The organism is Pseudomonas sp. C1C7, assembly GCF_013359595.1.
Taxonomy (GTDB): Bacteria; Pseudomonadota; Gammaproteobacteria; order Pseudomonadales; family Pseudomonadaceae; genus Aquipseudomonas.
In genome coordinates this window covers 60,015-85,835 of the sequence record NZ_JABFMP010000013.1, presented here as the reverse complement: position 1 = coordinate 85,835, position 25,821 = coordinate 60,015, and the positions used below count along the sequence as shown (strand labels likewise).

At 58.2% G+C, this 25,821-nt stretch carries 14 protein-coding genes; 11 read left to right on the top strand and 3 right to left on the bottom strand.

Annotated features, from left to right (window positions below; translation table 11 throughout):
• Window positions 1-9 precede the first annotated feature (9 nt).
• Window positions 10-1,542 (top strand): DHA2 family efflux MFS transporter permease subunit, encoded by a 1,533-nt coding sequence (locus HNO86_RS13285; RefSeq protein ID WP_175377405.1) that lies wholly within the window; start codon window positions 10-12, stop codon window positions 1,540-1,542.
• 106 nt (window positions 1,543-1,648) lie between these two features.
• On the opposite strand, the gene lpxH is transcribed toward HNO86_RS13285, so the two are convergent.
• The gene (gene lpxH, locus HNO86_RS13280) at window positions 1,649-2,401 is read right to left on the bottom strand and encodes a UDP-2,3-diacylglucosamine diphosphatase (protein ID WP_175377404.1); all 753 of its coding nucleotides are present in this window, start codon (window positions 2,399-2,401) and stop codon (window positions 1,649-1,651) included.
• Complete coding sequence (locus HNO86_RS13275) at window positions 2,398-2,901, bottom strand: peptidylprolyl isomerase (protein ID WP_175377403.1); 504 nt, start codon at window positions 2,899-2,901, stop codon at window positions 2,398-2,400. Before HNO86_RS13275 ends, lpxH begins: the two co-directional genes overlap by 4 nt.
• A gap of 248 nt (window positions 2,902-3,149) precedes the next feature.
• Between HNO86_RS13275 and HNO86_RS13270 the strand changes: the two genes are divergently transcribed.
• From HNO86_RS13270 to HNO86_RS13255, 4 genes are all read left to right on the top strand, one after another.
• Window positions 3,150-4,847, top strand: coding sequence for a glutamine--tRNA ligase/YqeY domain fusion protein (locus tag HNO86_RS13270; RefSeq protein ID WP_175377402.1), 1,698 nt, complete (start codon window positions 3,150-3,152; stop codon window positions 4,845-4,847).
• Between the two features lie 20 nt (window positions 4,848-4,867).
• A complete protein-coding gene (cysS, locus tag HNO86_RS13265) occupies window positions 4,868-6,250 on the top strand; it encodes a cysteine--tRNA ligase (protein ID WP_175377401.1) in 1,383 nt (460 codons plus the stop codon).
• A gap of 763 nt (window positions 6,251-7,013) precedes the next feature.
• Window positions 7,014-16,148, top strand: coding sequence for a non-ribosomal peptide synthetase (locus tag HNO86_RS13260; protein WP_175377400.1), 9,135 nt, complete (start codon window positions 7,014-7,016; stop codon window positions 16,146-16,148).
• A gap of 165 nt (window positions 16,149-16,313) precedes the next feature.
• Window positions 16,314-17,522, top strand: coding sequence for an MFS transporter (locus HNO86_RS13255; protein ID WP_175377399.1), 1,209 nt, complete (start codon window positions 16,314-16,316; stop codon window positions 17,520-17,522).
• A 129-nt stretch (window positions 17,523-17,651) separates the two neighbouring features.
• Here the strand turns inward: HNO86_RS13255 and HNO86_RS13250 are convergent, their stop codons facing one another.
• Window positions 17,652-19,499, bottom strand: coding sequence for a sigma-54-dependent Fis family transcriptional regulator (locus HNO86_RS13250; RefSeq protein ID WP_175377398.1), 1,848 nt, complete (start codon window positions 19,497-19,499; stop codon window positions 17,652-17,654).
• Window positions 19,500-19,771: 272 nt separating this feature from the next.
• Between HNO86_RS13250 and HNO86_RS13245 the strand changes: the two genes are divergently transcribed.
• The 6 genes from HNO86_RS13245 to HNO86_RS13220 are packed head-to-tail and all read left to right on the top strand — an operon-like array spanning window position 19,772 to window position 25,728.
• Window positions 19,772-20,866: an ABC transporter ATP-binding protein gene (locus HNO86_RS13245; RefSeq protein ID WP_175377397.1), complete on the top strand. Its 1,095-nt coding sequence runs from the start codon at window positions 19,772-19,774 to the stop codon at window positions 20,864-20,866.
• The gene (locus HNO86_RS13240) at window positions 20,866-21,981 is read left to right on the top strand and encodes an ABC transporter ATP-binding protein (protein ID WP_175377396.1); all 1,116 of its coding nucleotides are present in this window, start codon (window positions 20,866-20,868) and stop codon (window positions 21,979-21,981) included. The genes HNO86_RS13245 and HNO86_RS13240 overlap by 1 nt, the downstream gene beginning before the upstream one ends.
• Entirely contained in the window at window positions 21,978-22,844 is an 867-nt protein-coding gene (locus tag HNO86_RS13235) for a carbohydrate ABC transporter permease (protein ID WP_175377395.1), read from the top strand. The genes HNO86_RS13240 and HNO86_RS13235 overlap by 4 nt, the downstream gene beginning before the upstream one ends.
• A gap of 10 nt (window positions 22,845-22,854) precedes the next feature.
• Window positions 22,855-23,655: a carbohydrate ABC transporter permease gene (locus HNO86_RS13230; RefSeq protein ID WP_175377394.1), complete on the top strand. Its 801-nt coding sequence runs from the start codon at window positions 22,855-22,857 to the stop codon at window positions 23,653-23,655.
• A 10-nt stretch (window positions 23,656-23,665) separates the two neighbouring features.
• Window positions 23,666-23,938: a DUF2160 domain-containing protein gene (locus HNO86_RS13225; protein WP_175377393.1), complete on the top strand. Its 273-nt coding sequence runs from the start codon at window positions 23,666-23,668 to the stop codon at window positions 23,936-23,938.
• Between the two features lie 47 nt (window positions 23,939-23,985).
• The gene (locus HNO86_RS13220; RefSeq protein ID WP_175377392.1) at window positions 23,986-25,728 is read left to right on the top strand and encodes an ABC transporter substrate-binding protein; all 1,743 of its coding nucleotides are present in this window, start codon (window positions 23,986-23,988) and stop codon (window positions 25,726-25,728) included.
• Window positions 25,729-25,821 lie beyond the last annotated feature (93 nt).

The window sequence follows — 25,821 nt, the reverse complement described above, 5'->3', positions numbered from 1 at the left end:
GGATTCGCGATGAGCAATAACGCCTCTTTCACGCCACCCAGCCTTGTGCTCAGCACCATCGGCCTGTCGCTGGCGACCTTCATGCAGGTGCTCGACACCACCATCGCCAACGTGGCGTTGCCGACGATTTCCGGCAACCTGGGCGTGAGTGCGGAGCAGGGTACCTGGGTCATTACCTCGTTTGCCGTGAGCAACGCCATCGCCTTGCCGCTGACCGGCTGGCTCAGCCGGCGCTTTGGCGAGGTGAAGCTGTTTGTCTGGGCGACGCTGCTGTTCGTGCTGGCGTCGTTCCTCTGCGGGGTTTCCACCTCGATGCCGGAACTGGTGGGCTTTCGGGTCCTGCAAGGGGTGGTGGCGGGGCCGTTGTACCCGATGACCCAGACTCTGCTGATTGCGGTTTACCCACCGGCGAAACGGGGGATGGCCCTGGCGCTGCTGGCCATGGTTACGGTGGTGGCGCCGATTGCCGGGCCGATTCTGGGCGGCTGGATCACTGACAGTTACAGCTGGCCGTGGATTTTCTTCATCAACGTGCCGATCGGACTGTTCGCCGCCTGGGTGGTGACGCAACAGATGAAGAAGCGGCCTGTGGTTACCAGCCGTCAGCCGATGGATTACGTCGGTCTGATCGCGTTGGTCATCGGCGTCGGTGCCCTGCAGATCGTCCTGGACAAGGGCAACGACGCGGACTGGTTCGAGTCGAACTTCATCATTATCGGCTCGTTGATTTCCGTGGTGGCCCTGGCGTTCTTCGTGATCTGGGAAATGACCGACGAGCACCCGGTGGTCAACCTGCGGCTGTTCGCTCACCGCAACTTCCGCTACGGCACCATCGTGCTGATTCTGGGGTACGCCGGGTTCTTCGGGATCAACCTGATCCTGCCGCAGTGGTTGCAGACGCGGCTGGGTTACACCGCGACCTGGGCCGGATTTGCCGTGGCACCGTTGGGCATCCTGCCGGTGCTGCTGTCACCGTTTGTCGGCAAATACGCGCCGCGCTTCGACATGCGGGTGCTGGCGGGCGGGGCGTTCCTGGCCATTGGCTTGAGCTGTTTCATGCGTGCCGGGTTCACCAATGAGGTGGACTTCCAGCACATCGCCATGGTGCAGCTGTTCATGGGGATTGGCGTGGCGCTGTTCTTCATGCCGACCCTGACCATCCTGCTGTCGGATTTGCCACCGCATCAGATCGCCGACGGCTCGGGTCTGGCCACGTTCCTGCGGACCCTGGGCGGCAGCTTCGCGGCGTCGCTGACCACCTGGATCTGGATCCGCCGCGCCGACCAGCATCATGCGTACCTGACCGAAAGCATCACCCAGTACGACCCGGCCACCCGCGATGCGCTGACGCAGTTGGGCGGGGCGGGGGCCAAGGCCTATACGCAGCTGGAGCAGATGGTGGTGGGCCAGGCGTACATCATGTCCACGGTGGACTACTTCACCTTGCTGGGCTGGATGTTCATGGGGCTGATTCTGATCGTCTGGCTGGCCAAACCACCGTTCACGGCCAAAGGCGGCCCCGCGGCCTCTGCCGGCCACTAAGGCCTGCGCTGCCTCTGTAGGAGCTGCCGAAGGCTGCGATCTTTTGATTCTGTTTTTGAAGATCAAAAGATCGAAGCCTTCGGCCGCGCCTGCAGGGGGGCGTTGTTCAGGCTGTTGGCGCAGCCAATTGCGGTGGCGGGGCGAAATCGAAGGGGGCGAGGGCGTAGCCGCTGTCGTCCACTTGTAGCGCCCAACCCTGACGGTCCCAATCCCCCAGTACAATCCGCCGCGCCGCCTTGTCGCCGATCTGCAACTTGTGGATCGCCGGGCGATGGGTGTGCCCGTGGATCAGGGTTTTCACCCCGTACTCCTGCATGATCCGCGGAATTTCCTCCGGCGTGACATCGACGATGTCATTGGCCTTCATCCGCGTTTGCGCGCGGCTTTCGCTGCGCAGCTTGCGCGCCAGCTTGTGCCGGGTGCGCAGTGGCAGGTGGCGCAGGATGAACAGGGTGATCGGGTTGCGCAGGTAGCGACGCAGCTTCATATAGGCTTCGTCGCGGGTGCACAGGCTGTCGCCGTGCATCAACAGCACCGGCTCGCCGTTGAACGGCACGACACTCGGATCTTTCAGCAACGTGCAGCCGGCCTGTTTGCAGAAGACCTGGCCGAGCATGAAGTCGCGATTGCCGTGCATCAGGAAGATGGCCGTGCCACTGTCGCTCAATTCGCGCAGGGCCTGGCAGATGGAAAGCTGGAAGGGGGTCATGGCGTCGTCGCCAATCCACGCCTCGAAGAAGTCGCCCAGAATGTACAAGGCACTCGCCGAGCGGGCGCGTCCGGCGAGCAAATCCAGAAACGCCCGGGTAATGTCCGGGCGCTCCTCTTCCAGATGCAAATCTGAAATCAGCAATATCACTCAATGATCTCGGCTTTCTCGATGATCACGTCGTCTGCTGGTACGTCCTGGTGGCCGGCCTTGGAAGTGGTGGCAACACCTTTGATCTTGTCGACAACGTCGGTGCCGGCGGTCACTTTACCGAATACCGCGTAGCCCCAGCCCTGAACGTTCTTGCCGCTGTGGTTCAGGAAGCTGTTGTCGGTCACGTTGATGAAGAACTGTGCCGAAGCCGAATGCGGCTCCATGGTACGGGCCATGGCGATGGTGTATTTGTCGTTGGAAAGACCGTTGTCGGCTTCGTTCTGGATGCTCGGACGCTTGTCTTTCTTTTCTTTCATGCCTGGCTCGAAACCGCCGCCCTGGATCATGAAGTTACCGATGACACGGTGGAAAATGGTGTTTTCGTAGTGACCGGCTTTGACGTACTCGACGAAGTTGGCCACGGTGATCGGGGCTTTATCGGCGTTCAGTTCCAGAACGATTTCGCCAAAGTTGGTAGTCAGTTTGACTTGGGTCATGATCGGTACTCTTTGTAGGGAATTCGTGGGTATTGGAACATTTTGTTCCGCCACCGGTTCAGCCTGATCGGCCAAGGTGCGCAGTTTAGCGTGACAGGCGTGAATTTCGAGGCTGTTTTTTCGTTTGTCGCCGATTAAATGCGACCGTTTGCCAAGCACGCTCTGTCAGGTGCTTGACGGCATCGGCTATGATAGCGGCTTTGTTTTGTCCGGCCTCGACCCAGGCCACGCACCTCGCCAAGGATTCTATGAGCAAGCCCACTGTCGACCCTACCTCGAATGCCAAGACCGGCCCTGCCGTGCCGGTCAACTTCCTGCGGCCGATCATCCAGGCGGACCTGGACTCGGGTAAGCACACCCAGATCGTCACCCGTTTCCCGCCTGAGCCCAACGGCTACCTGCACATCGGTCACGCCAAGTCGATCTGCGTGAACTTCGGCCTGGCCCAGGAGTTTGGCGGCGTCACGCACCTGCGTTTCGACGACACCAACCCGGCCAAGGAAGACCAGGAATACATCGACGCGATCGAAAGCGACGTCAAGTGGCTGGGCTTCGAGTGGTCCGGCGAAGTGCGCTACGCCTCGCAATACTTCGACCAGTTGCACGACTGGGCGGTCGAGCTGATCAAGGCCGGCAAGGCCTATGTCGACGACCTGACCCCCGAGCAGGCCAAGGAATACCGTGGCAGCCTGACCGAGCCTGGCAAGAACAGCCCGTTCCGCGACCGCAGCGTCGAAGAGAACCTGGACTGGTTCGCCCGCATGCGCGCCGGTGAGTTCCCGGACGGCGCCCGCGTGCTGCGCGCCAAGATCGACATGACCTCGCCGAACATGAACATGCGCGACCCGATCCTGTATCGCATCCGTCACGCTCACCATCACCAGACCGGTGACAAGTGGTGCATCTACCCCAACTACGACTTCACCCACGGTCAGTCGGACGCCATCGAAGGCATCACCCACTCGATCTGCACCCTGGAGTTCGAAGGCCACCGTCCGCTGTACGACTGGTTCCTGGACAACCTGCCGGTGCCGGCGCACCCGCGCCAGTACGAGTTCAGCCGCCTGAACCTCAACTACACCATCACCAGCAAGCGCAAGCTCAAGCAGCTGGTCGATGAGAAGCACGTCAACGGCTGGGACGATCCGCGCATGTCCACGCTGTCGGGCTTCCGTCGCCGTGGCTACACGCCGAAATCGATCCGCAACTTCTGCGAAATGATCGGCACCAACCGTTCCGACGGCGTGGTCGACTTCGGCATGCTCGAATTCAGCATCCGCGACGACCTCGACCAGAGCGCCCCTCGCGCCATGTGCGTGCTGCGTCCGCTGAAAGTCGTGATCACCAACTACCCGGAAGGCCAGGTCGAGAACCTCGAACTGCCATGCCACCCGAAAGAAGACATGGGCGTGCGCGTCCTGCCGTTCGCCCGCGAGATCTACATCGACCGCGACGACTTCATGGAAGAGCCGCCAAAAGGCTACAAGCGCCTGGAACCGGCTGGCGAAGTGCGTCTGCGCGGCAGCTACGTGATCCGTGCCGACGAAGCGATCAAGGACGCCGACGGCAACATCGTCGAGCTGCGTTGCTCCTACGATCCGGACACCCTGGGCAAGAACCCTGAAGGCCGCAAGGTCAAGGGCGTGGTGCACTGGGTGCCGGCCGCCGGCAGCGTCGAGTGCGAAGTACGCCTGTACGACCGTCTGTTCCGCTCCGCCAACCCGGAGAAGGCCGAAGACGGCGCCAGCTTCCTGGACAACATCAACCCTGATTCGCTGCAGGTACTCACCGGTTGTCGTGCCGAACCGTCGCTCGGCAACGCACAGCCGGAAGACCGTTTCCAGTTCGAGCGCGAAGGCTACTTCGTCGCGGATATCAAGGACTCGAAACCGGGCGCTCCGGTATTCAACCGTACCGTGACCCTGCGTGATTCGTGGGGCCAGTGATTCAGCGTCAAGGAAATAACGTGCTTACGATCTACAACACGCTCACCAAGAGCAAAGAAGTCTTCAAGCCTCTGGATGGCAACAAGGTGCGCATGTACGTGTGCGGCATGACCGTGTACGACTACTGCCACCTGGGCCACGGCCGCAGCATGGTCGCCTTCGACCTGGTGACCCGCTGGCTGCGTTTCAGCGGCTACGACCTGACTTATGTGCGCAACATCACCGACATTGACGACAAGATCATCAATCGGGCCAACGAGAACGGCGAGTCGTTCGAAGCCCTGACCGAGCGCATGATCGCGGCGATGCACGAAGACGAAGCGCGCCTGAACATCAAGAAGCCGGACATGGAGCCGCGCGCCACGGACCACATCCCTGGCATGCACGCGATGATCCAGACCCTGATCGACAAGGGTTACGCCTACGCGCCGGGCAACGGCGACGTGTACTACCGCGTCGGCAAGTTCATGGGCTACGGCAAGCTGTCGCGCAAGAAGATCGAAGACCTGCGCATCGGCGCCCGCATCGAAGTCGACGAGTCCAAACAGGACCCGCTGGACTTCGTGTTGTGGAAAGCCGCCAAGCCGGGCGAGCCGAGCTGGGCATCGCCATGGGGCGCCGGGCGTCCGGGCTGGCACATCGAGTGCTCGGTGATGTCGACTTGCTGCCTGGGCGAGACGTTCGACATTCATGGCGGCGGCAGCGACCTTGAGTTCCCGCACCACGAGAACGAAATCGCCCAGAGCGAAGCGGCCACCGGCAAGACCTACGCCAACGCGTGGATGCATTGCGGCATGATCCGGATCAACGGCGAGAAGATGTCCAAGTCCTTGAACAACTTCTTCACCATCCGCGACGTGCTCGACAAGTACCACCCGGAAGTCGTGCGTTACCTGCTGGTGTCGAGCCACTACCGCAGCGCCATCAACTACTCGGAAGACAACCTCAAGGACGCCAAGGGCGCCCTGGAGCGTTTCTACCACGCGTTGAAAGGCCTGCCGAAAGTCGCCCCGGCTGGCGGCGAAGCCTTCGTCGAGCGCTTCACCACGGTGATGAACGACGACTTCGGCACGCCGGAAGCCTGTGCGGTGCTGTTCGAGATGGTGCGTGAGATCAACCGTCTGCGCGAGAGCGATCTCGACGCGGCGGCCGGTCTGGCGGCGCGCCTGAAGGAACTGGCTGGCGTGCTGGGTGTGTTGCAGCTCGAAGCCGAAGACTTCCTGCAAGCCGGTGCCGAAGGGCGCGTGGATGCAGCCGAAGTCGAAGCGCTGATCGCTGCGCGCCTGGCGGCACGTGCCGGCAAGGACTGGGCCGAATCCGACCGCATCCGCGACCAGCTCACCGCCATGGGCGTGGTGCTGGAAGACGGCAAGGGCGGCACGACCTGGCGCTTGGCTGACTGATTGCTGTGTTCGCTACAAACAAAACCCGCCTTGTGCGGGTTTTTGTTTTTTTGGAGGGGTGTCTGGCAGGGGATAGCTTTTCGGGTAAAAAGTTCTGTTAAAGGCTGGGCGCGATGGGCCAGGCATTAAGGGGTATTTCATAACATAAGAATATGTTTTTATTTGAGGCTCGCCGGTTGACTCCTGATTTTAGAATGGGGAGTAAGTTTTCTTTGTTGGTGTTGAATGAAGCAAGTCGCGTTATTCTAAAATTCCTTCGGGGTTTAGGTTGCTGAGTAGTATTTTAATGTTTTAGCATTTTTAAATTTTAAAGTTCTCTTTGATTCTGTTGTTGTTTCAAGAAATAAAGCGACCAATAATACAATATGCTCAGAACATTAAGAGGATGGTAATTATCCTTAGTCTAGCAACATTTTTTTGAAGTGGTGTTGGTGTTCAATATTCTATCTAAAAGATACGGCAAATCGTTAATAGTAAGTCGCCGTGCTTTATCATGATTTCGATAAGTGCATAATAAGTGAATGCCTGTGAGTCTCTTAAGACGTTAGTGTTCGTGTGCGTTGACAAAACATATTTTATTTTTTGTCGGAACTTTCCGATAGATAGGTAGGATCTTGCCTTATTCGTTGTTTTGCCAGTTGGGAAGCCGTGGTGACGTATAGGGTGTGGTTCAATAGGCAATGTTTCATAGATATTGCACAAGTCCGATCTTTAAGTGCAATCATTCGGATAGAAGGGGAGTTTTCACTTCCAGGAGGTAAAGGTGCAAGACCAGATTAGATCTATATATCCGGAAAATCTGTGCATTAACCATTTGTTTGAGGCGCAGGTTGCGCGCAACCCTGGCGCAACGGCACTGGTCTTTGAGGGGGAGGCGCTCAGCTATGGTGAACTCAACGCTAGGGCGAATCGGCTTGCGCATCGGCTGATTGCTTTGGGTGTCAAGCCTGACCAGCGCGTGGCGATCTGTGTCGAGCGGTCTGCGGCGATGGTAGTTGGCCTGATGGCAATCCTGAAGGCGGGCGGTGCCTATGTACCGCTCGATCCGGAATATTCGGGGGAACGGCTGGTGTTTATTCTTGCAGATACGGCTCCGCTCCTGGTGCTGGCTGACGCGGCAGGGCGCCAAGCGCTGGGGGCCGCTTTGCAGGCTCATACCGTCCTTGATCCCCGTGATGTCCATGCTGAAGCGGACGCGAATCCTGAAGTCATTGGGCTTACCCCGAGCAACCTCGCCTATATTATTTATACCTCGGGCTCAACCGGACAGCCTAAAGGGGTCATGGTCGAGCATGCTCAGGTGGTGCGTCTGTTCGACACGACGCATCCATTCTTTGGTTTTGAGTCCCGCGACGTTTGGTGCCTGTTCCACTCTTTTGCCTTCGACTTCTCGGTTTGGGAACTTTGGGGAGCCCTGCGTTATGGTGGCACGCTGGTGTTGGTCCCGCATGCCATTACCCGTTCTCCACAAGCGTTCTACCAGCTGATTTGTGAGCAGGGCGTCACCGTCCTGAACCAGACCCCGAGCGCCTTCACCGCCTTGATGGAATACGTACAACCGTCATCAGACCGGCTGCGTTATGTCATTTTTGGTGGTGAATCGCTGCAGCCGTCGACCCTGCGAGACTGGTATGGCGACCGTGAAGAATCTGTCCCGCAACTGGTTAACATGTATGGGATCACGGAAACCACTGTCCATGTCACCTGGTACCCGCTGACTTCATCCGATGCGCAACAAACCGACAGCGTGATCGGTCAATGTCTGCCGGATCTGAAACTCTATCTTCTGGACGCGCATGGCCAGCCTGTTCCTATGGGGGAAGTGGGTGAAATGTACGTCGGCGGCGCCGGTGTTGCGCGCGGGTATCTGAACCGGCCCGAGCTGACGGCAGAGCGTTTCCTGCACGACCCTTTTGCGGGGAAGGCTAACGCGCGGATGTACAGGTCGGGAGACTTGGCCCGTTACCTTCCGAACGGCAATCTGGCGTTTTTGGGTCGCAATGACGACCAGGTAAAGATCCGCGGTTTCCGGATCGAGCTGGGTGAGATTGCGGCTAAATTAGCCGAGCACCCTTCCATCCGCGAGGCGGTGGTCGTGGCGCAGGGCGAGGAGACCGGCAAGCGCCTGGTTGCTTATGTGTTGGCTCCGTCCGAGGTTCAGAACGCATCGATAGCTTCTGAATTTGGCTTGGCGATGGCGGGAACACTGCGAGATTACTTGAGTGAACGTCTACCCGACTACATGGTGCCGTCTGCCTTTGTGCGGATGGAAAGATTCCCCCTGACGACCAATGGTAAACTTGATCTCAAGGCTTTGCCGGTTCCGCAGGAGAGCGCTTATGCCCATGAGGCCTACGAGGCACCGCAGGGCGAGATAGAGCTCATCCTTGCCGGGATGTGGTCGGAGCTGCTCGGTGCTGAACAAATCGGTCGCCATGACAACTTCTTCGCCCTCGGCGGCCATTCGCTCATGGCTGTGCGGCTGGTCAGTCGCATAGCAGCCTTTGGGGCTGAATTGCCGCTCGCAACCTTGTTTGCCTCTCCAACGCTCAAGGCTGTGGCTTTAGCGATTGAAGCCCAGCGCGACGGCGGCGCTGTGGCGCGTGCATCGATCCGGCCCCTCTCTCGCGATGAGTCTTTGCCGCTGTCTTTTGCTCAGCAGCGACTGTGGTTTCTGGCCCAACTCGACAGTGGAATCAGCGACGCCTACCACATCCCCTTGGCCCTGAGATTGCGCGGTCAGTTGAATGTGACGGTTTTGCAGCAGGCCCTTGATGCACTTTGGTCGCGCCATGAGGTATTGCGCTCGGTCTTTGTCACCAAAGAGGGGGAGGTCGCATTGCGTCTGCTGGCCTGCGATCAGGGTTTGCCATTGCACCGGATTGATCTCCTTGGACCTGAGGCAGTATCCGATCTTGCAAGGCTTTGCACTGAAGAGACTCGTGCGCCCTTTGATCTCGCTAAAGGTCCGCTGATTCGGGCTTGCCTGATCCGGGTGCCTGTCGCCTCATCCGCAGATGAGCATGTATTGCTACTCACACAACACCACATTGTCTCGGATGGCTGGTCGCTCGGTATACTTTTGCCTGAACTTAGTGCGTTGTACACGGCGTTCAGCAATCATCAGGTCAGTCCGTTGCCGCCGCTGGCGATCCAATATCCGGACTATGCCGCCTGGCAGCGGCAATGGCTGTCGGGGGAGCGCTTGAGTGAGCAGGCGGCTTACTGGAAGCAAGCGCTGGCTGACGCGCCAACGCTGCTCGATCTGCCCACAGACCGGCGTCGGCCTGAGCAACAAGCCCTTGAGGGCGCCTCTGTGCCGATCGAACTCAGTGCAGAGCTGACAACGGCCCTCAAGCGTTTCAGCCAACAGCAGGGAGTGACGCTGTTCATGACTGTGTTGTCGGCCTGGGCGGCAGTACTGTCACGCCTGTCGGGGCAGGAAGATATTGTGATTGGCGCGCCAAGTGCCAACCGGGGCCATTGTGATATTGAGCCGCTGATCGGCTTCTTCGTCAATACACTGGCGCTGCGGATTGATTTTGGCGACAACCCAAGCGTTACCGACCTCATTGCTCAAGTACGCGACCAGGCACTCAAGGCCCAGGATCATCAGGATCTGCCGTTTGAGCAGGTGGTGGAGATAATGCAGCCGCCAAGACAATTGAGCCATACTCCAGTGTTTCAAGTGGTATTTGCCTGGCAAAACTACGATGCAGGCCAATGGGCGTTACCCGGCATTGAGGTCAGCCCGGTGGGTTCTTCCTATGAGGTTACCCGGTTCGATCTGGAGCTGAACCTGGCCGAGGCGGGCGATCGAATCGTGGGGAGGGTTGGCTATGCGACGGCATTGTTTGACGCAGCCACGATCGAGCGCCACGTGGGTTATCTGAATACTGTCCTTGCCGAGATGATCCGAGATGCCAGCCAGATGGTCGCCAAAATAGACCTGCTTGATGCATCTGAGCGCACCTTGTTGCTCAAAACGCGGAACTCGGTAGTTGAAACCTGCCCATCGCATTTGTGTATGCATCAGCTATTCGAGGAGCAGGTTGCACGCAATCCTGAGGCAGTAGCACTGGTCTTTGAGGGCGAGGTGCTCAGCTATGGCGAACTCAACGTCAGAGCCAATCGGCTGGCGCATCGGCTGATTGCTTTGGGTATCAGGCCTGACCAGCGCGTGGCGATCTGTGTCGAGCGCTCTGCGGCATTGGTTGTTGGCCTGATGGCGATCCTGAAGGCGGGCGGCGCCTATGTGCCGCTCGATCCGGAGTACTCGGGGGAGCGACTGGCGTTCATTCTTGGCGATACGGCTCCGGTTTTGGTGCTGGCTGATGCAGCCGGTCGTCAAGCGCTCGGGGACGCTTTGCTGACTCGCACCGTAATCGATCCCAATGAAGCTCACGCTGAAACGTTGATCGGGGCGGACGCCAATCCTGAAGTTCCAGGTCTTACCCCCAATAATCTCGCTTACATCATATACACCTCGGGTTCAACCGGACAGCCTAAAGGGGTGATGATCGAACATGCTCAGGTCGCACGTCTATTCGACACGACACACGCAGACTTTGGTTTTGAGGCTCGTGACGTTTGGTGCCTGTTCCACTCTTTTGCCTTCGATTTCTCGGTCTGGGAACTGTGGGGAGCCCTTCGTTATGGCGGCACGCTGGTGTTGATCCCGCACGCCATTACCCGTTCTCCGCAGGCGTTCTATCAGTTGATTTGTGAGCAGGGTGTCACCGTCCTGAACCAGACCCCAAGCGCATTCACAGCCTTGATGGAGTATGTACAACCGTCATCGGATCGGCTGCGCTATGTCATCTTTGGCGGCGAAGCGTTGCAACCATCGACCCTGCGCTACTGGTATGGCATGCGTGGAGAATTTGCCCCGCAACTGGTGAACATGTACGGAATCACCGAAACCACGGTCCATGTCTCCTATTACCCCCTGACTTCAACCGATGCGCGACAGGACGACAGTGTGATCGGTCGGCGTCTGCCCGATTTGAATCTCTATCTTCTCGACGCACATGGTCAGCCTGTTCCAATGGGGGCCGTGGGTGAAATGTACATCGGCGGCGCCGGTGTTGCGCGTGGCTATCTGAACCGCCCCGAACTGACGGCCGAGCGTTTCCTGCACGATCCCTTCGCTGGTAAACCTGAAGCGCGGATGTACAAAACGGGGGATCTGGCCCGTTACCTACCGAACGGCAATCTGGCGTTTCTGGGGCGCAATGACGACCAGGTGAAGATCCGCGGCTTCCGGATTGAACTGGGTGAAATTGCGGCCCGATTGGCCGAGCATCCTTCCATCCGCGAGGCGGTGGTGGTGGCGCAAGGCGAGGATGCCAATAAGCGCCTGGTTGCTTACGTGGTCGCGCAGTCTGAGGTGCAGTGCACGCAGGTAGATTCTGAGGCTGGTTTGGCGCTGGCGGCAGCGCTGTGTGATTACCTGAGCAGCCGTTTACCCTACTACATGGTGCCGTCTGCCTTTGTTCGGATGGAAAGCTTACCGCTGACGGGTAATGGCAAGCTAGATCGGCGGGCGTTACCGGTTCCTGAGGGCGAGGCCTTTGCCCATGCGGCCTACGAGGCGCCGTTGGGCGAGATCGAGGTCACCCTTGCCGGGATCTGGTCAGAGCTGCTTTTCGTCGAACAAGTCGGTCGCCATGACAACTTCTTCGCCCTCGGCGGCCATTCACTGTTGGCGGTACGGTTGATCGAGCGTTTGCGCCGCCAGGGCTTGAGCCTTGCAGTGCGTGATCTGTTTCAAACGCCGGTGTTGTCGGTACTGGCCATCACGCTTGGCCAAAACCACGAGGTGGTGGTGCTGCCCAATCTGATCAAGCCCGAGACGTGCAGAATCACGCCAGACCTACTGCCGTTAATAGATCTCAATCAATCGGACATCGACCTGATCGTTTCACAGGTACCTGGGGGGACAGCCAATATCCAGGATATTTATGCGCTCTCACCCATGCAGGACGGCATCCTCTTCCACCACATGCTGGCAAAGGAAGGTGACCCCTATTTGCTGGTGGCGCAGATGGCCTTCACTGATCGTGGAACATTGGAGCGGTATATCGGCGCCGTTCAAAAGGTAGTAGACCGCCACGACATTTTGCGTACCGCTTTTGTCTGGGAAGGGTTGTCTCGCGCCGCGCAAGTTGTCTGGCGACAGGCTCCACTCTCCGTCACTGATGTTGTTCTCGATCCGGCAGACGGCCCCGTTACCGAACAGCTTTCCCAGCGCTTTGATTCATGTCGGCACCGAATTGATCTGACCCAGGCGCCGATGCTGCGCTTTGTCGTTGCCCATGATCCTTTGGCAGGTCGCTTCATTCTGATGCAGCTGCAGCATCACTTGATTGACGATGCTTCTTCCTTGCAGTTTTTTTACAACGAAGTGCAGGCTTTCCTCGCTGATCGCGGTGAGAAACTGCCGTCGCCTCAGTCGTTCCGCAACCTGATTGGTCAGGTGCGGTTGGGCAAGAGTGTTGAGGAGCATGAGCGGTTCTTCAGATCGATGCTGGCTGACATAGAAGAGCCGACGTTGCCATTCGGATTGGCAGCAGTGCATCTGGACGGCGCGCAGGTGGGCCAGACCCACCGCATGGTTTCGACCGAACTCAATGATCGGTTGCGGGCGCAAGCGCGGCGATTGAATGTGAATCTCGCCAGTCTGTGTCACGTTGCATTTGCCCAGGTACTTGCACGCACCAGCGGCCAGGAAAAGGTCGTGTTTGGGACGGTGCTGTTTGGGCGCATGCACGCGGGCCATGGGGCAGATCGAGCCATGGGCATGTTCATCAACACGCTGCCGATCCGGTTTGACTCAGGCGGAATTGATACCGCTCAAAGTGTCCAGCGGGCACATTCCCGGCTGGCCGAGTTGCTTGCCCACGAACATGCCTCGTTGGCACTGGCACAAAGGTGTAGTGGGGTTGCTCCAGGCACGCCGCTGTTCAGCGCGTTGCTCAACTATCGGCACAATGATCTGACGGGTGCGGACAACATTGTCCAGACCATGGGGCAAATGCCGGGCGTTGCGTTCTTGAGTGAACAAGAGCGGACCAATTATCCGTTCACATTGTCTGTGGAAGATTTCAGTCACTCACTGGGGTTGACGACCCAAGTGGTCACGCCATTTGATTCCGATCGTGTGTGTGGCTACATGGAACAGGCGTTGGATAGTCTGGCGCAGACCCTGGAGCGCTCGCCGCAGCGCCCGGTTCGACAGCTGAACATTCTACCTGCGTCTGAACGTACCTTGCTGCTCAGGACGTGGAACGCAACGGATGCATCCAGTCCTGATCATTTGTGCATTCATCATTTGTTCGAGGCGCAGGTGGCACGCACTCCAGAGGCAATGGCACTGATATTTGAGGGCGAGGCGCTCAGTTACGGTGAACTCAATGCTAGGGCCAATCGACTGGCACATCGGCTGGTCGAGCACGGCGTTAAGCCAGATCAGCGGGTGGCGATCTGTGTCGAGCGCTCGGCGGCCATGGTTGTTGGTCTTATGGCGATCCTGAAGGCGGGTGGCGCCTATGTGCCGTTTGATCCGGCCTATCCGGGAGATCGACTGGCTTACATTCTTGCCGATACCTCTCCAGTCCTGGTGCTGGCCGATACGGTCGGGCGACAGGTGTTGGGCGAGGCGTTGCAGCCACATACCGTGCTTGATCCCAATGAAATCTTGCCGAAGACTGATGCCAATTTCCAGGTTCCCGGCCTGACACCCCGGAACCTCGCTTATCTGATCTATACCTCGGGTTCAACCGGACAGCCCAAGGGCGTCATGATCGAACACCGCGGATTAGTCGCATCGACACTGGCAAGAACCACGGTCTACAAGCCAGGTTCCGACGCTGTATTTTTACTGCTGTCATCGATGGCGTTTGATAGTTCCGTGGCAGGCATCTTCGGAACGCTAACCACCGGTGGAGCCTTGTGCTTACCCGGCAGCAAAGCCGCCGTAGATCCACTGATCATCAGCCGCCTTTTGATTGAAAATAAAGTCACCTCAGTATTGCTTGTGCCGTCTCTCGCAAGATTGGTTTTGCCGCAAGTCGCCCAGCTTGGATATGGGCAACTGCGTCAGGTGATCGTGGCGGGTGAAACATGTCCTGCGAAGCTGGTCCAGGAAGTGACTTCAGTGTTTACCAGCGTTGAGTTGTTCAATGAATATGGTCCGACCGAAGCGACTGTCTGGGCGGCAGTCCATCGCTGTTTATCCGATGACGTTGATCCAGTTCCGATTGGCCGTCCGATTTCAAACACACGCATTTACCTTCTGGACATGCATGGCGAGCCCGTTCCGCTGGGTGCGGTGGGTGAGATCTATATCGGGGGGATGAGTGTTGCACGTGGTTATCTGAACCTCGCCAAACTGACGGATGAGCGCTTCTTGCTCGATCCATATGCCGGCAAGCCTGACGCGCGTATGTATAAAACAGGGGATCTGGCCCGTTATCTGCCGAATGGAAACCTGGTGTTCCTTGGGCGCAATGACGACCAGGTCAAGATCCGCGGCTTGCGGATTGAACCGGGTGAAATTGCAGCCAGATTAACCGAGCATCCCTGCATCCACGAGGCGGTTGTTGAGGTGCAAGGCGTTGAGCCGGACAAGCGACTGGTCGCCTATATAGTGACTCAGTCAGAGGTCTCGGGAAATGCCGACTCAGAGGCGGGTCTACCACTTTCAGGACGACTGCGTGATTACTTGAGTGAGCATCTACCCGACTACATGGTGCCGTCTGCCTTTGTGCTGATTGAACGCTTGCCGCTGACCCCTAATGGCAAGCTTGATCGGCGGGCATTACCTGTTCCTGAAGGCGAGGCCTTTGTCCATGCAGCGTATGAGGCGCCGCAAGGTGAGATCGAGACGATCCTGGCAGCGCTTTGGTCAGGGTTGCTCGGGGTTGAGCGGGTCGGTCGCCATGACAACTTCTTCGCCCTCGGCGGCCATTCGCTCATGGCTGTCCAACTGATGCAAAAAATCAAGGGTTATGGTCTGGAGTGTTCGCTGACCGACATTTTTGAACACCCTCGATTGGCCAGCCTTACCACTCGGATCGCACAATCTCCTGTGTTCAAACCGCAGATCGGGGTGATGACGGTGCGCGCTGGCGGGACTGAGCCCCCAGTTTTTTTCGTACCCTCGGGATTGGCTGATTATTCGTATGCTATTTCTCTGGCCCAACAAATCCGCGTGAGCTGCCCAATCCATATATTGCCGTGGTCGGCCATTGGCGATCCTTTGCCTCACTCGATGGAGGATATGGCCGAAAGAATGATACCGCTCATCCAGGCGGTCCAGCCTGAAGGGCCTTATCGCATTGTGGGGTATTCCTCTGGCGGGATTCTCGCTTATGCCATCGCCCAGGGGCTTGTGTGCAAAGAGGCCAGCGTGGAATTTTTAGGATTTATTGATGTGCCTGCGCCGCATAAGTTGCTTTATAAAAACCAGGATATTAAGCAGTATTTTATTGAGCATGCTAATGCGGTGGCTTCCGAGACGGAGCGTCATAAGTTAGATGTGTTAAATGAGGGGGATGAGTTTGCTGAGCTGATTAAAAAAGCACAGGATTTGGGAGTCTATGATTCAAATGCAGACCTCTCACAAGAAACTGTCAAATGGCAAGCCATTTATCATTTCTCACACATTGCTGGCGCCTATAAGCCATCTCCATTGCCGATCAATTTTTATCATTTCTACGCGGCTGATCGTGAGCGTAGCACACTGCCAGAGGTTGATATGGTAGGCGGGTGGAGAGAGCTCTTGCCTGAATCGGTGATCAGTTCTGTTGCGATTCCAGGCGGACATGTGTCCATGATGGGGGACGTCAGTAATCGCAATTATTTAGCTGAAGCATTGAATCTAGCGCTTTTGTAAGAAGTGATGATTGAGCGTTTCGCTCATCTACATGCTAGTTGGTTTGTAACTGCCAACTTGCATACTTGTTAAAATAACTACACAGGCGCCGATATACCGCCCCATTAATTTGCGTTGCATGCAGCGGGCTTCTCACTCAGCGTCAAATTGTAGGAAGGAGAAATCATGGCAAATCCCTACCGCGAACTTCTCACCACCCCGGGCGTCATGGGGTTGGTGATCGCGAGTTCCATTGCCCGTCTGCCACAAGCAATGATCGGCATTGGCATCATCACCATGCTGGTGCAGCAGACGGGTCTTTATTGGCTGGCGGGCTCGGTCGCCGGTACTTTTACCTTGGCGAATGCGCTGATCGGCCCGCAAGTGTCGAAGCTCGTTGATCAGCGGGGCCAGAGTCGGGTGCTGCCCTTTGTGACGGCCTTCAGCATTGGTATGTTGTTGGCGCTGATCATTGCCGTCTATATGAGAGCACCGGCCACACTTCTGTTTATTCTTGCGGCATTGGCGGGCACGATGCCGAGCATGCCCGCCATGATAAGGGCACGCTGGACGCAGCTTTTCCGTGGCAAGCCGCAGTTACACACGGCTTTCTCCCTGGACACGGTTCTAACTGAACTTGCCTTTATCATTGGCCCACCATTTGCTATTAGTTTGAGCGTCAGCTTTTTCGCCGAAGCCGGGCCTCTTGTCGCCGTCTTGTTGCTGGTTGTCGGCGTGACGGCTTTTCTTCTGCAGCGGCAGACAGAACCGAAGGTCGTCGTGGGCGTCAGGAGGAACGCAAGCTCGACCTTACTGATACCCGGTATTCGCACCATCGTTTTGGCTCTGCTAGCGATGGGTGTGATTGGCGGATCAATTGATGTGGCTGTTGTCGCTTTTGCCAACGCACAAGGTTGGCCAACGTCTGCAAGCTTTATCCTGGCAGCTTATGCTCTTGGCTCAATGATCGCTGGCCTGACGTTCGGTGCATTGAGGTTTTCCCTGTCAATTGAAAAGCAGTTTTTTATTGGAATACTGATAACGGCATCAACAGCCGTATTGCCTATTCTCTCACCGGACGTCTACTTTTTGGCGGGGATGCTTTTTGTTGCGGGCATGTCATTCGCACCAACGATGGTTATTGTCATGAATTTAGGTACGATTATCGTTCCACCATCCAGAATCACCGAAGGATTAACGTGGATGACAACAGGTATTAGCATCGGTGTAGCTCTCGGTGGAGTACTTTCGGGTCTAATCATCGACGCTTATGGCGCACGAGCAGGGTTCGGTGTAGCTATTGGCGCAGGCCTCATAATGTTAGTAGTTGTGCTTGTTGGCCTCCGCACACTTGGTATCGCGTCAGCAGCGTACGCCCAGCCGACGTTCCGGTAAGATCTACCTTCCCCATATTGGACAAATGAATGGGGTGTTCCAGAGCGATTCAATTCAAGCAGTGAAATAGGGAACTATGCCTATTTGTGGTCGCTCATGGGCAACTGGACAGCCAGTTTGGCTTACTTGTCATTCTGCCTGACGCAACCGCTTGTAAAGGGTATTGCGGCTAACCCCCAACCGCCGCGCCAGATGGGAAATATTGCCCCCCACCGCCTGCAACTGCCGATTCAGGTCCTCGGCATCATCCAGGTCCACCGCCAGCGGCTCCGGCGTCTCGATCGGCTCCATCTCCAGATCGACAAAAAAATCATCCGGCAAATGCTCTGGCCGCACCGGCTGTTCCTCGGCCATGGCCAATGCTACCTGCATCACGCTGCTGACCTGCCGCAGGTTTCCCGGCCAGGGGTGGCGGTCGAACAGCTCCAGCACCTCACGGCTCAAACCCGCCCATTGACTGGTCTCGCGGTGTTGTTCCCACAAGCGTTTGAACAGCGCCTGCTTGTCACTGCGTTCGCGCAATGGCGGCAGTTCCAGGGTCAGGCCGCCGATGCGGTAATACAGGTCCTCGCGAAAACGCCCCAATTGCACCTGCTCGCGCAACGAACGGTTGGTCGCGGAAATGATGCGGATGTCCACCGGGAACAGCTCGCTGCTGCCCACCGGTTGCACGCAACGCTCCTGCAACACGCGCAGCAACCGCGCCTGGGTCGGCAGCGGCATGTCGCCGATCTCATCGAGGAACAGGGTGCCTTTGTCGGCCTTGCGGATCAGGCCGATGCTGCCTTTCTGGTTGGCGCCGGTGAACGCGCCTTTCTCGTAGCCGAACAGCTCGGACTCCACCAGTTCGGCGGGAATCGCCGCACAGTTGACGGCAATGAGCGACTGTTTGTTGCGCGAACTGGCTTGATGCAAGGCCTTGACGAAGACTTCCTTGCCGACCCCGGTTTCTCCGTGGATCAGCAACGGAATGTCTTTCTCCAACAGGCGTTCGGCCTGACGCACGGCTTTTTCCACGCGACTGTCGCCAAAGTGCAGGGTACTGAGGCTGATGCTGGCCGGCACCGCCGCGACGGGTTCGGCACGCTTGGTTTCAACAAACACCCTGGGCTGAATCGACGTCTGCTGCGGACGTTTGAGCAGGCACTGAAAGCGATTGCGCCCCGAGGCCTGGAGCGAGAAGGGCAGGCCTTCGGGTTGGTTGAGCAGTTCCAGTAGCGACACCTTGAACAGGCTTTCGACACTGACCCGCGACAAACGCACGCCCAACAGGTTGTCGGCGCGACGATTGGCCGACAGTACCTGGCCACTCTCATCGAAGATCAACAGCCCGGCCCACTGCGAGTCGAGGTTGTTCAGACCGGTGTTGAACGTCAGCTGGAAATGCTGGCCGTGGAACAGATTGAGGATCAGCCGGTTTTCCACGGTCTGACTCATCATCTTGACCATGCCCAGGGTGTGGGACGGCGGCAGGTAGCTGTCGCTGGACACGTCCAGCACGGCAATGACCTTGCGCTCGGCATCGAAGATCGGCGCGGCGGAGCCGGTCATGAAGCGGTTGGCCTTGAGGAAGTGTTCATCGTGCTCGATGTGCACCGCCTGCTCGCAAGCCAGCGCGGTGCCAATGGCGTTGGTCCCGCTGCAACGCTCCATCCAGCTGGCGCCGGCGGCAAACCCGCGGGCCAGGCCCGGCTCGATGAACCGCTGGGTACCCCAGGACGTCAGCACCTGGCCCTGATTGTCGGCGAGCATGATCAGGCAATTGGAATTGCTGAGGATGTTCTCGTAGTAGGGCAGCACTTCCTGGTGGGTGGTCTGCACCAGTGAATGCTGGCTCTCCAGCAAGTGCGCGATGTCGGCGGCCGGCAGCTGATCGAAGGCCGGCGTGCTCTGATGGCTCAGCCCGAACGCACGGCAACGGGACCAGGAGTCCTGGATGATGGCGTCATGGGATAACGCGGGGGCAGGTGCGGCCATGGCAGTGGATAGCTCTTATTGTTTTTATCAACGCCGCAACCCCCTACAAAGGATTAGCGAACGAGTAATAGAGTGTTGTTCACTAATGTTCATTGTCAATCGTTCAAGTGTTCAGTTGTTCAGCCTCAATTGTTCATTTGTGTTCAGCATCGAAAGCCAATCGCTCTCCATTTTCAACAATCTTCAGCTTTATCAATGACATGCGATTTCTGGCACGAATGTCGCTATTTAGCTCCGGTCGCTTGACTCCAAAAAATAAAAAAGGCCGAGCCATGTCATTAACCCTGGAGCATGTCAGCCGCACCGTCGAGGGCCAGACCTGGATTGACGATGCGTGCCTCAGTTTCGAACCCGGATCCTTCAACGTTTTGCTGGGACGTACGCTGTCCGGCAAGACCAGTCTCATGCGTCTGATGGCCGGGCTGGACAAGCCCGACAGCGGTCGCGTGCTGATGAACGGCGTCGATGTCACCCAGCGCCCGGTGCGTCTGCGCAACGTGTCGATGGTCTATCAGCAGTTCATCAACTACCCGACCATGACCGTCTTCGAGAACATCGCCTCGCCGCTGCGCCAGGCCGGTGTGTCCAACGAACAGATCCAGAGCAAGGTGCTGGAAACCGCGAAGATGTTGCGCATCGAGAAATTCCTCAAGCGCTACCCCCTGGAACTCTCCGGTGGCCAGCAACAGCGCACGGCCATGGCTCGGGCGCTGGTCAAGGATGCCGAACTGGTGCTGTTCGACGAACCGCTGGTCAACCTCGACTACAAGCTGCGCGAAGAGCTGCGCCAGGAAATGCGCGAGCTGTTCAAGGCGCGCCACACCATCGCCATATACGCCACCACCGAACCCAACGAAGCGCTGGCCCTGGGCGGCACCACCACCATTCTTCACGAAGGCCGGGTGATTCAGAGCGGCCAGTCGACGGCGGTCTACCACCAGCCACAGACCGTGCTGGCGGCCGAGCTGTTTTCCGAGCCGCCGATCAATCTGATGCCGGGGCGCATCGCCGGCAACGAAGTGAGTTTCGCCAATTTCGTGCATTTCCCGTTGAACGTCGACTTGCGGCCAGTGGGCGAGGGCGAATTCCGCTTCGGCGTGCGCCCCAGCCACATCTCGCTGGTGCCGAGCAACGACGACGACCTGGAACTGGCGGTGACCGTCGAAGTCGCCGAAATCAGCGGCTCGGAAACCTTCCTGCATGTGCGCAACGAGCATTTCCTGCTGGTGCTGCACCTGCCCGGCGTTCACGAATACGACGTCGATGCGCCAATCCGCATCTACATCCCGACCCATAAACTGTTTGTGTTCGATACGCAGGGGAGCCTGGTTCAGGCGCCGGGCCGGCGTGTCGCGAGGGTTGCCTGATGGCCGAAATCCGTTTGCAGAACCTCGCCCACAGCTACACCAGCACACCGAGCGGTCCCGAGGATTACGCGATCCGCGAGATGGACCATATCTGGGAGCAGGGCGGCGCGTTTGCCTTGCTCGGCCCGTCGGGCTGCGGCAAGTCGACCTTGCTCAACATCATTTCCGGCCTGCTCAGCCCGTCCCAGGGCCATGTGCTGTTCGACGGCAAGGCGGTCAACGACCTGACGCCGGAGAAGCGCAACATCGCCCAGGTTTTCCAGTTCCCGGTGGTCTACGACACCATGACGGTGTTCGACAACCTGGCTTTCCCGCTGCGCAACCAGGGCATGGCCGAAGCGAAAATTCATACCAAGGTGCAGGAAATCGCCGAAGTCCTCGACCTGCAGAACCTGCTCAGCAAAAAGGCCCGCAACCTCACCGCCGACGAGAAACAGAAAGTCTCCATGGGCCGTGGCTTGGTACGCGACGATGTGTCGGCGATCCTATTCGACGAGCCGCTGACGGTGATCGACCCGCACCTGAAGTGGAAGCTGCGGCGCAAGCTCAAGCAGATCCACGAGCAGTTCAACATCACCATGGTCTACGTCACCCACGATCAGCTGGAGGCTTCGACCTTCGCCGACAAGATCGCGGTGATGTACGGCGGGCAGATCGTGCAGTTCGGCACGCCGCGGGAATTGTTCGAGCGGCCGAGCCATACCTTCGTCGGCTATTTCATCGGCAGCCCTGGCATGAACCTGATCGAGGTACAGCCGCAACCGGGCGGCGTCGGTTTCGCCTCGACCCACTTGCCGCTGTCGGAGGCCATGCAGAAGCGCATCGCCGAGACCACTTGGCAAACCCTGAAGGTCGGCATTCGCCCGGAGTTCGTCCATGTGTGGGAAGAACCCTTCGATGACGCGCTGCGGGCAAAAGTCGTACATGTCGAAGACCTCGGGACCTACAAGATCGTCACCCTCAACCTGGACGGCGCGCCGCTGAAAGTGCGCCTGGCCGAAGACAAACCGGTGCCCGAAGGCACGGCCTACATCAGTTTTCCGGCGCAGTGGCTGATGGTCTATGCCGACGAGTTCCTGCTGCAAGCGCAAGCGATCGGGGAGGTGCAGCCATGAACAAGGTACAGAACAACAAGGCCTGGTGGCTGGTGTTGCCGGTGTTCCTGCTGGTGGCGTTCAGTGCGGTGATCCCGATGATGACCGTGGTCAACTATTCGGTGCAGGACATCTTCGACCAGTCCAGCCGCTACTTCGTCGGCGCCGACTGGTACAAACAGGTGCTACTCGACCCGCGCCTGCATGACTCGCTGCTGCGTCAGTTCATCTATTCGGCCTGCGTGCTGTTGATCGAAATTCCGCTGGGGATCGCCATCGCGCTGACCATGCCGACCAAGGGCCGCTGGTCATCGGTGGTGCTGATCGTCCTGGCTATCCCGCTGCTGATCCCGTGGAACGTGGTCGGCACCATCTGGCAGATTTTCGGTCGGGCCGACATCGGCCTGCTCGGTTCGGCGCTCAACGCCATGGGCATCAGCTACAACTACGCGGCCAACACCATGGACGCCTGGGTCACCGTGCTGGTGATGGATGTCTGGCACTGGACCTCGCTGGTGGCGCTGTTGTGCTTCTCGGGGCTGCGGGCCATTCCGGACGTGTACTACCAGGCGGCGCGGATTGACCGGGCCTCGGCCTGGGCGGTGTTCCGGCACATCCAGTTGCCCAAGCTCAAAAGTGTGCTGCTGATCGCGGTGATGCTGCGCTTCATGGACAGTTTCATGATCTACACCGAGCCGTTCGTGCTGACCGGCGGCGGGCCGGGCAACGCCACGACCTTCCTCAGCCAGACCCTGACACAGATGGCGGTGGGGCAATTCGACCTGGGGCCGGCGGCAGCGTTTTCGCTGGTGTACTTCCTGATCATCCTGTTGGTGTCCTGGCTGTTCTACACCGCCATGACTCACTCTGACGCCAACCGTTGAGGCCCGCGCCATGAGCAAAAGAAAGCTGATTCCACTGCTGCTGTACATCCTGTTCGTGCTGGTGCCGATCTACTGGCTGCTGAACATGTCCTTCAAGAGCAACACCGAAATCCTCGGCGGCCTGACACTTTTCCCACAGGATTTCACCCTGGCCAACTACAAGGTGATCTTCACCGATCCGAGCTGGTACACCGGTTACATCAACTCGGCGTATTACGTGACCCTCAACACGATCATTTCCCTGACCGTGGCGTTGCCGGCGGCCTATGCGTTCTCGCGCTACCGCTTCCTGGGTGACAAGCACCTGTTCTTCTGGCTGCTGACCAACCGCATGGCACCACCGGCAGTGTTCCTGCTGCCGTTCTTCCAGCTGTATTCCTCGATCGGCCTGTTCGACACCCACATCGCCGTGGCGCTGGCGCACTGCCTGTTCAACGTGCCGTTGGCGGTGTGGATTCTCGAAGGCTTCATGTCCGGTGTTCCGAAGGAGATCGACGAAACGGCCTACATCGACGGCTACAGTTTCCCCAAGTTCTTCGTGAAGATTTTCATCCCCCTGATCGGCTCCGGCATCGGCGTGACGGCGTTTTTCTGCTTCATGTTTTCCTGGGTCGAGCTGCTGCTGGCGCGCACCTTGACGTCAGTGAACGCCAAGCCGATCGCGGCGGTGATGACCCGCACCGTCTCGGCCTCCGGGATCGACTGGGGCGTGCTGGCGGCGGCGGGGGTGCTGACCATTCTGCCGGGCATGCTGGTGATCTGGTTTGTTCGCAACCATGTGGCCAAGGGCTTTGCCCTGGGCCGGGTATGAGGAACTGATGATGGAATGGATGAGCTGGACCGTCCCGACGGCGGCATTTTTCTGCGTGATCGGTTTGATCCTGGTGGTCATGACCACCTGGGAGTTGCGATCGCCGAGCGTACTTCGGCGAGGTTTTCTGCCGATTGCCACGACCCGTGGCGATCGCTTGTTTATCGGTCTTCTCGGCAGCGCCTACCTGCATTTGCTGGTAATCGGCGTGACCGACTGGAGCATCTGGGTAGCGTTCGCGTTGTCCCTGGTGTGGCTGTTGGTGGTGATGCGTTGGGGCTAGTCGAATCGCTCGGCAATGTTGCTCCGAAAATTAAACAGGAGGTCTCTATGTTCGACAAAAACAATAAGCTGCGACATAGCATTTCATTGGCAGCCCTGCTGGCACTCAGCGGTTTGAGCGCTTCGGCCTGGGCCGATGCTTACGAAGATGCTGCGAAGAAATGGATTGGAAGCGAATTCAAGCCGTCCACGCTGACGGCCGATCAACAGCTGGAAGAACTGAAGTGGTTCATCAAGGCGGCCGAGCCGTTCCGCGGGATGAACATCAAGGTGGTGTCGGAAACCATCGCCACCCACGAGTACGAGTCCAAGGTCCTGGCCAAGGCGTTCAGTGAAATCACCGGGATCAAGCTGACCCACGATCTGCTGCAGGAAGGCGACGTGGTGGAAAAGATGCAGACGGTGATGCAGTCGGACAAGAACATCTATGACGGCTGGGTCAACGACTCGGACCTGATCGGTACGCACTTCCGCTACGGCAAGACCGAATCGATCACCGACCTGATGGCCAACGAAGGCAAGAACTTCACCTCGCCGACCCTGGATATCAAGGACTTCATCGGTATTTCCTTTACCACCGCGCCCGACGGCAAGATCTATCAATTGCCTGACCAGCAGTTCGCCAACCTGTACTGGTTCCGCGCCGACTGGTTCGAACGTCCGGACCTCAAGGCCAAGTTCAAGGAGAAGTACGGCTACGAGCTGGGCGTACCGATCAACTGGTCGGCCTATGAAGACATCGCCAAGTTCTTCAGCGAAGACGTCAAGGAAATCGACGGCAAGCGTGTCTACGGGCACATGGACTACGGCAAGAAAGACCCGTCCCTGGGCTGGCGCTTCACCGATGCCTGGTTTTCCATGGCCGGTGGCGGCGACAAGGGTATCCCCAACGGCTTGCCGGTGGACGAGTGGGGCATCCGCGTCGAGGATTGCCATCCGGTGGGTTCCAGCGTGACTCGCGGTGGCGACACCAATGGTCCGGCGGCGGTGTTCGCCACTACCAAATACGTCGACTGGCTGAAGAAGTACGCGCCACCGGAAGCGGCGGGCATGACCTTCTCCGAATCGGGTCCGGTACCGTCCCAAGGCAACATCGCCCAGCAGATCTTCTGGTACACCGCGTTCACTGCCGACATGACCAAGCCTGGCCTGGCGGTCATGAATGCCGATGGCACGCCGAAATGGCGGATGGCGCCTTCGCCGAAGGGACCTTACTGGGAAGAGGGCATGAAGCTTGGGTATCAGGACGTGGGTTCCTGGACCTTCATGAAGTCCACGCCTGAGAAGCAGAAACTGGCGGCCTGGCTGTACGCGCAGTTCGTGACGTCGAAAACCGTTTCGCTGAAGAAAACCATCGTCGGCCTGACGCCGATCCGCGAGTCGGACATCAACTCCCAGGCGATGACCGACCTGGCACCGAAACTCGGTGGTCTTGTCGAGTTCTACCGCAGCCCGGCCCGCGTGCAATGGTCTCCGACCGGGACCAACGTGCCGGACTATCCGCGTCTGGCGCAACTGTGGTGGAGCCATATCGCCGAAGCTGCAAGCGGCGAGAAAACCCCGCAACAGGCACTGGACGGACTGGCCAAGGATCAGGACGCGATCATGACCCGTCTGGAACGTTCGAAGGCACAGGCCACCTGCGCACCGAAAATGAATCCGGAGCGCGATGCGCAATACTGGTTCGACCAGCCGGGCGCACCGAAGCCGAAACTGGCTAACGAGAAGCCTCAGGGCGAAACCGTGGGCTACAACGAGCTGCTGAAGTCGTGGGCGGAGGCGCGTAAGTAAAGCTCGCAGTGACAACGTTGAACGGCACCTTCGGGTGCCGTTTTCTTTAGGGGAAAATTTTGCGTTTCAGTGTCTGGCGCACGAGAGTTCGAC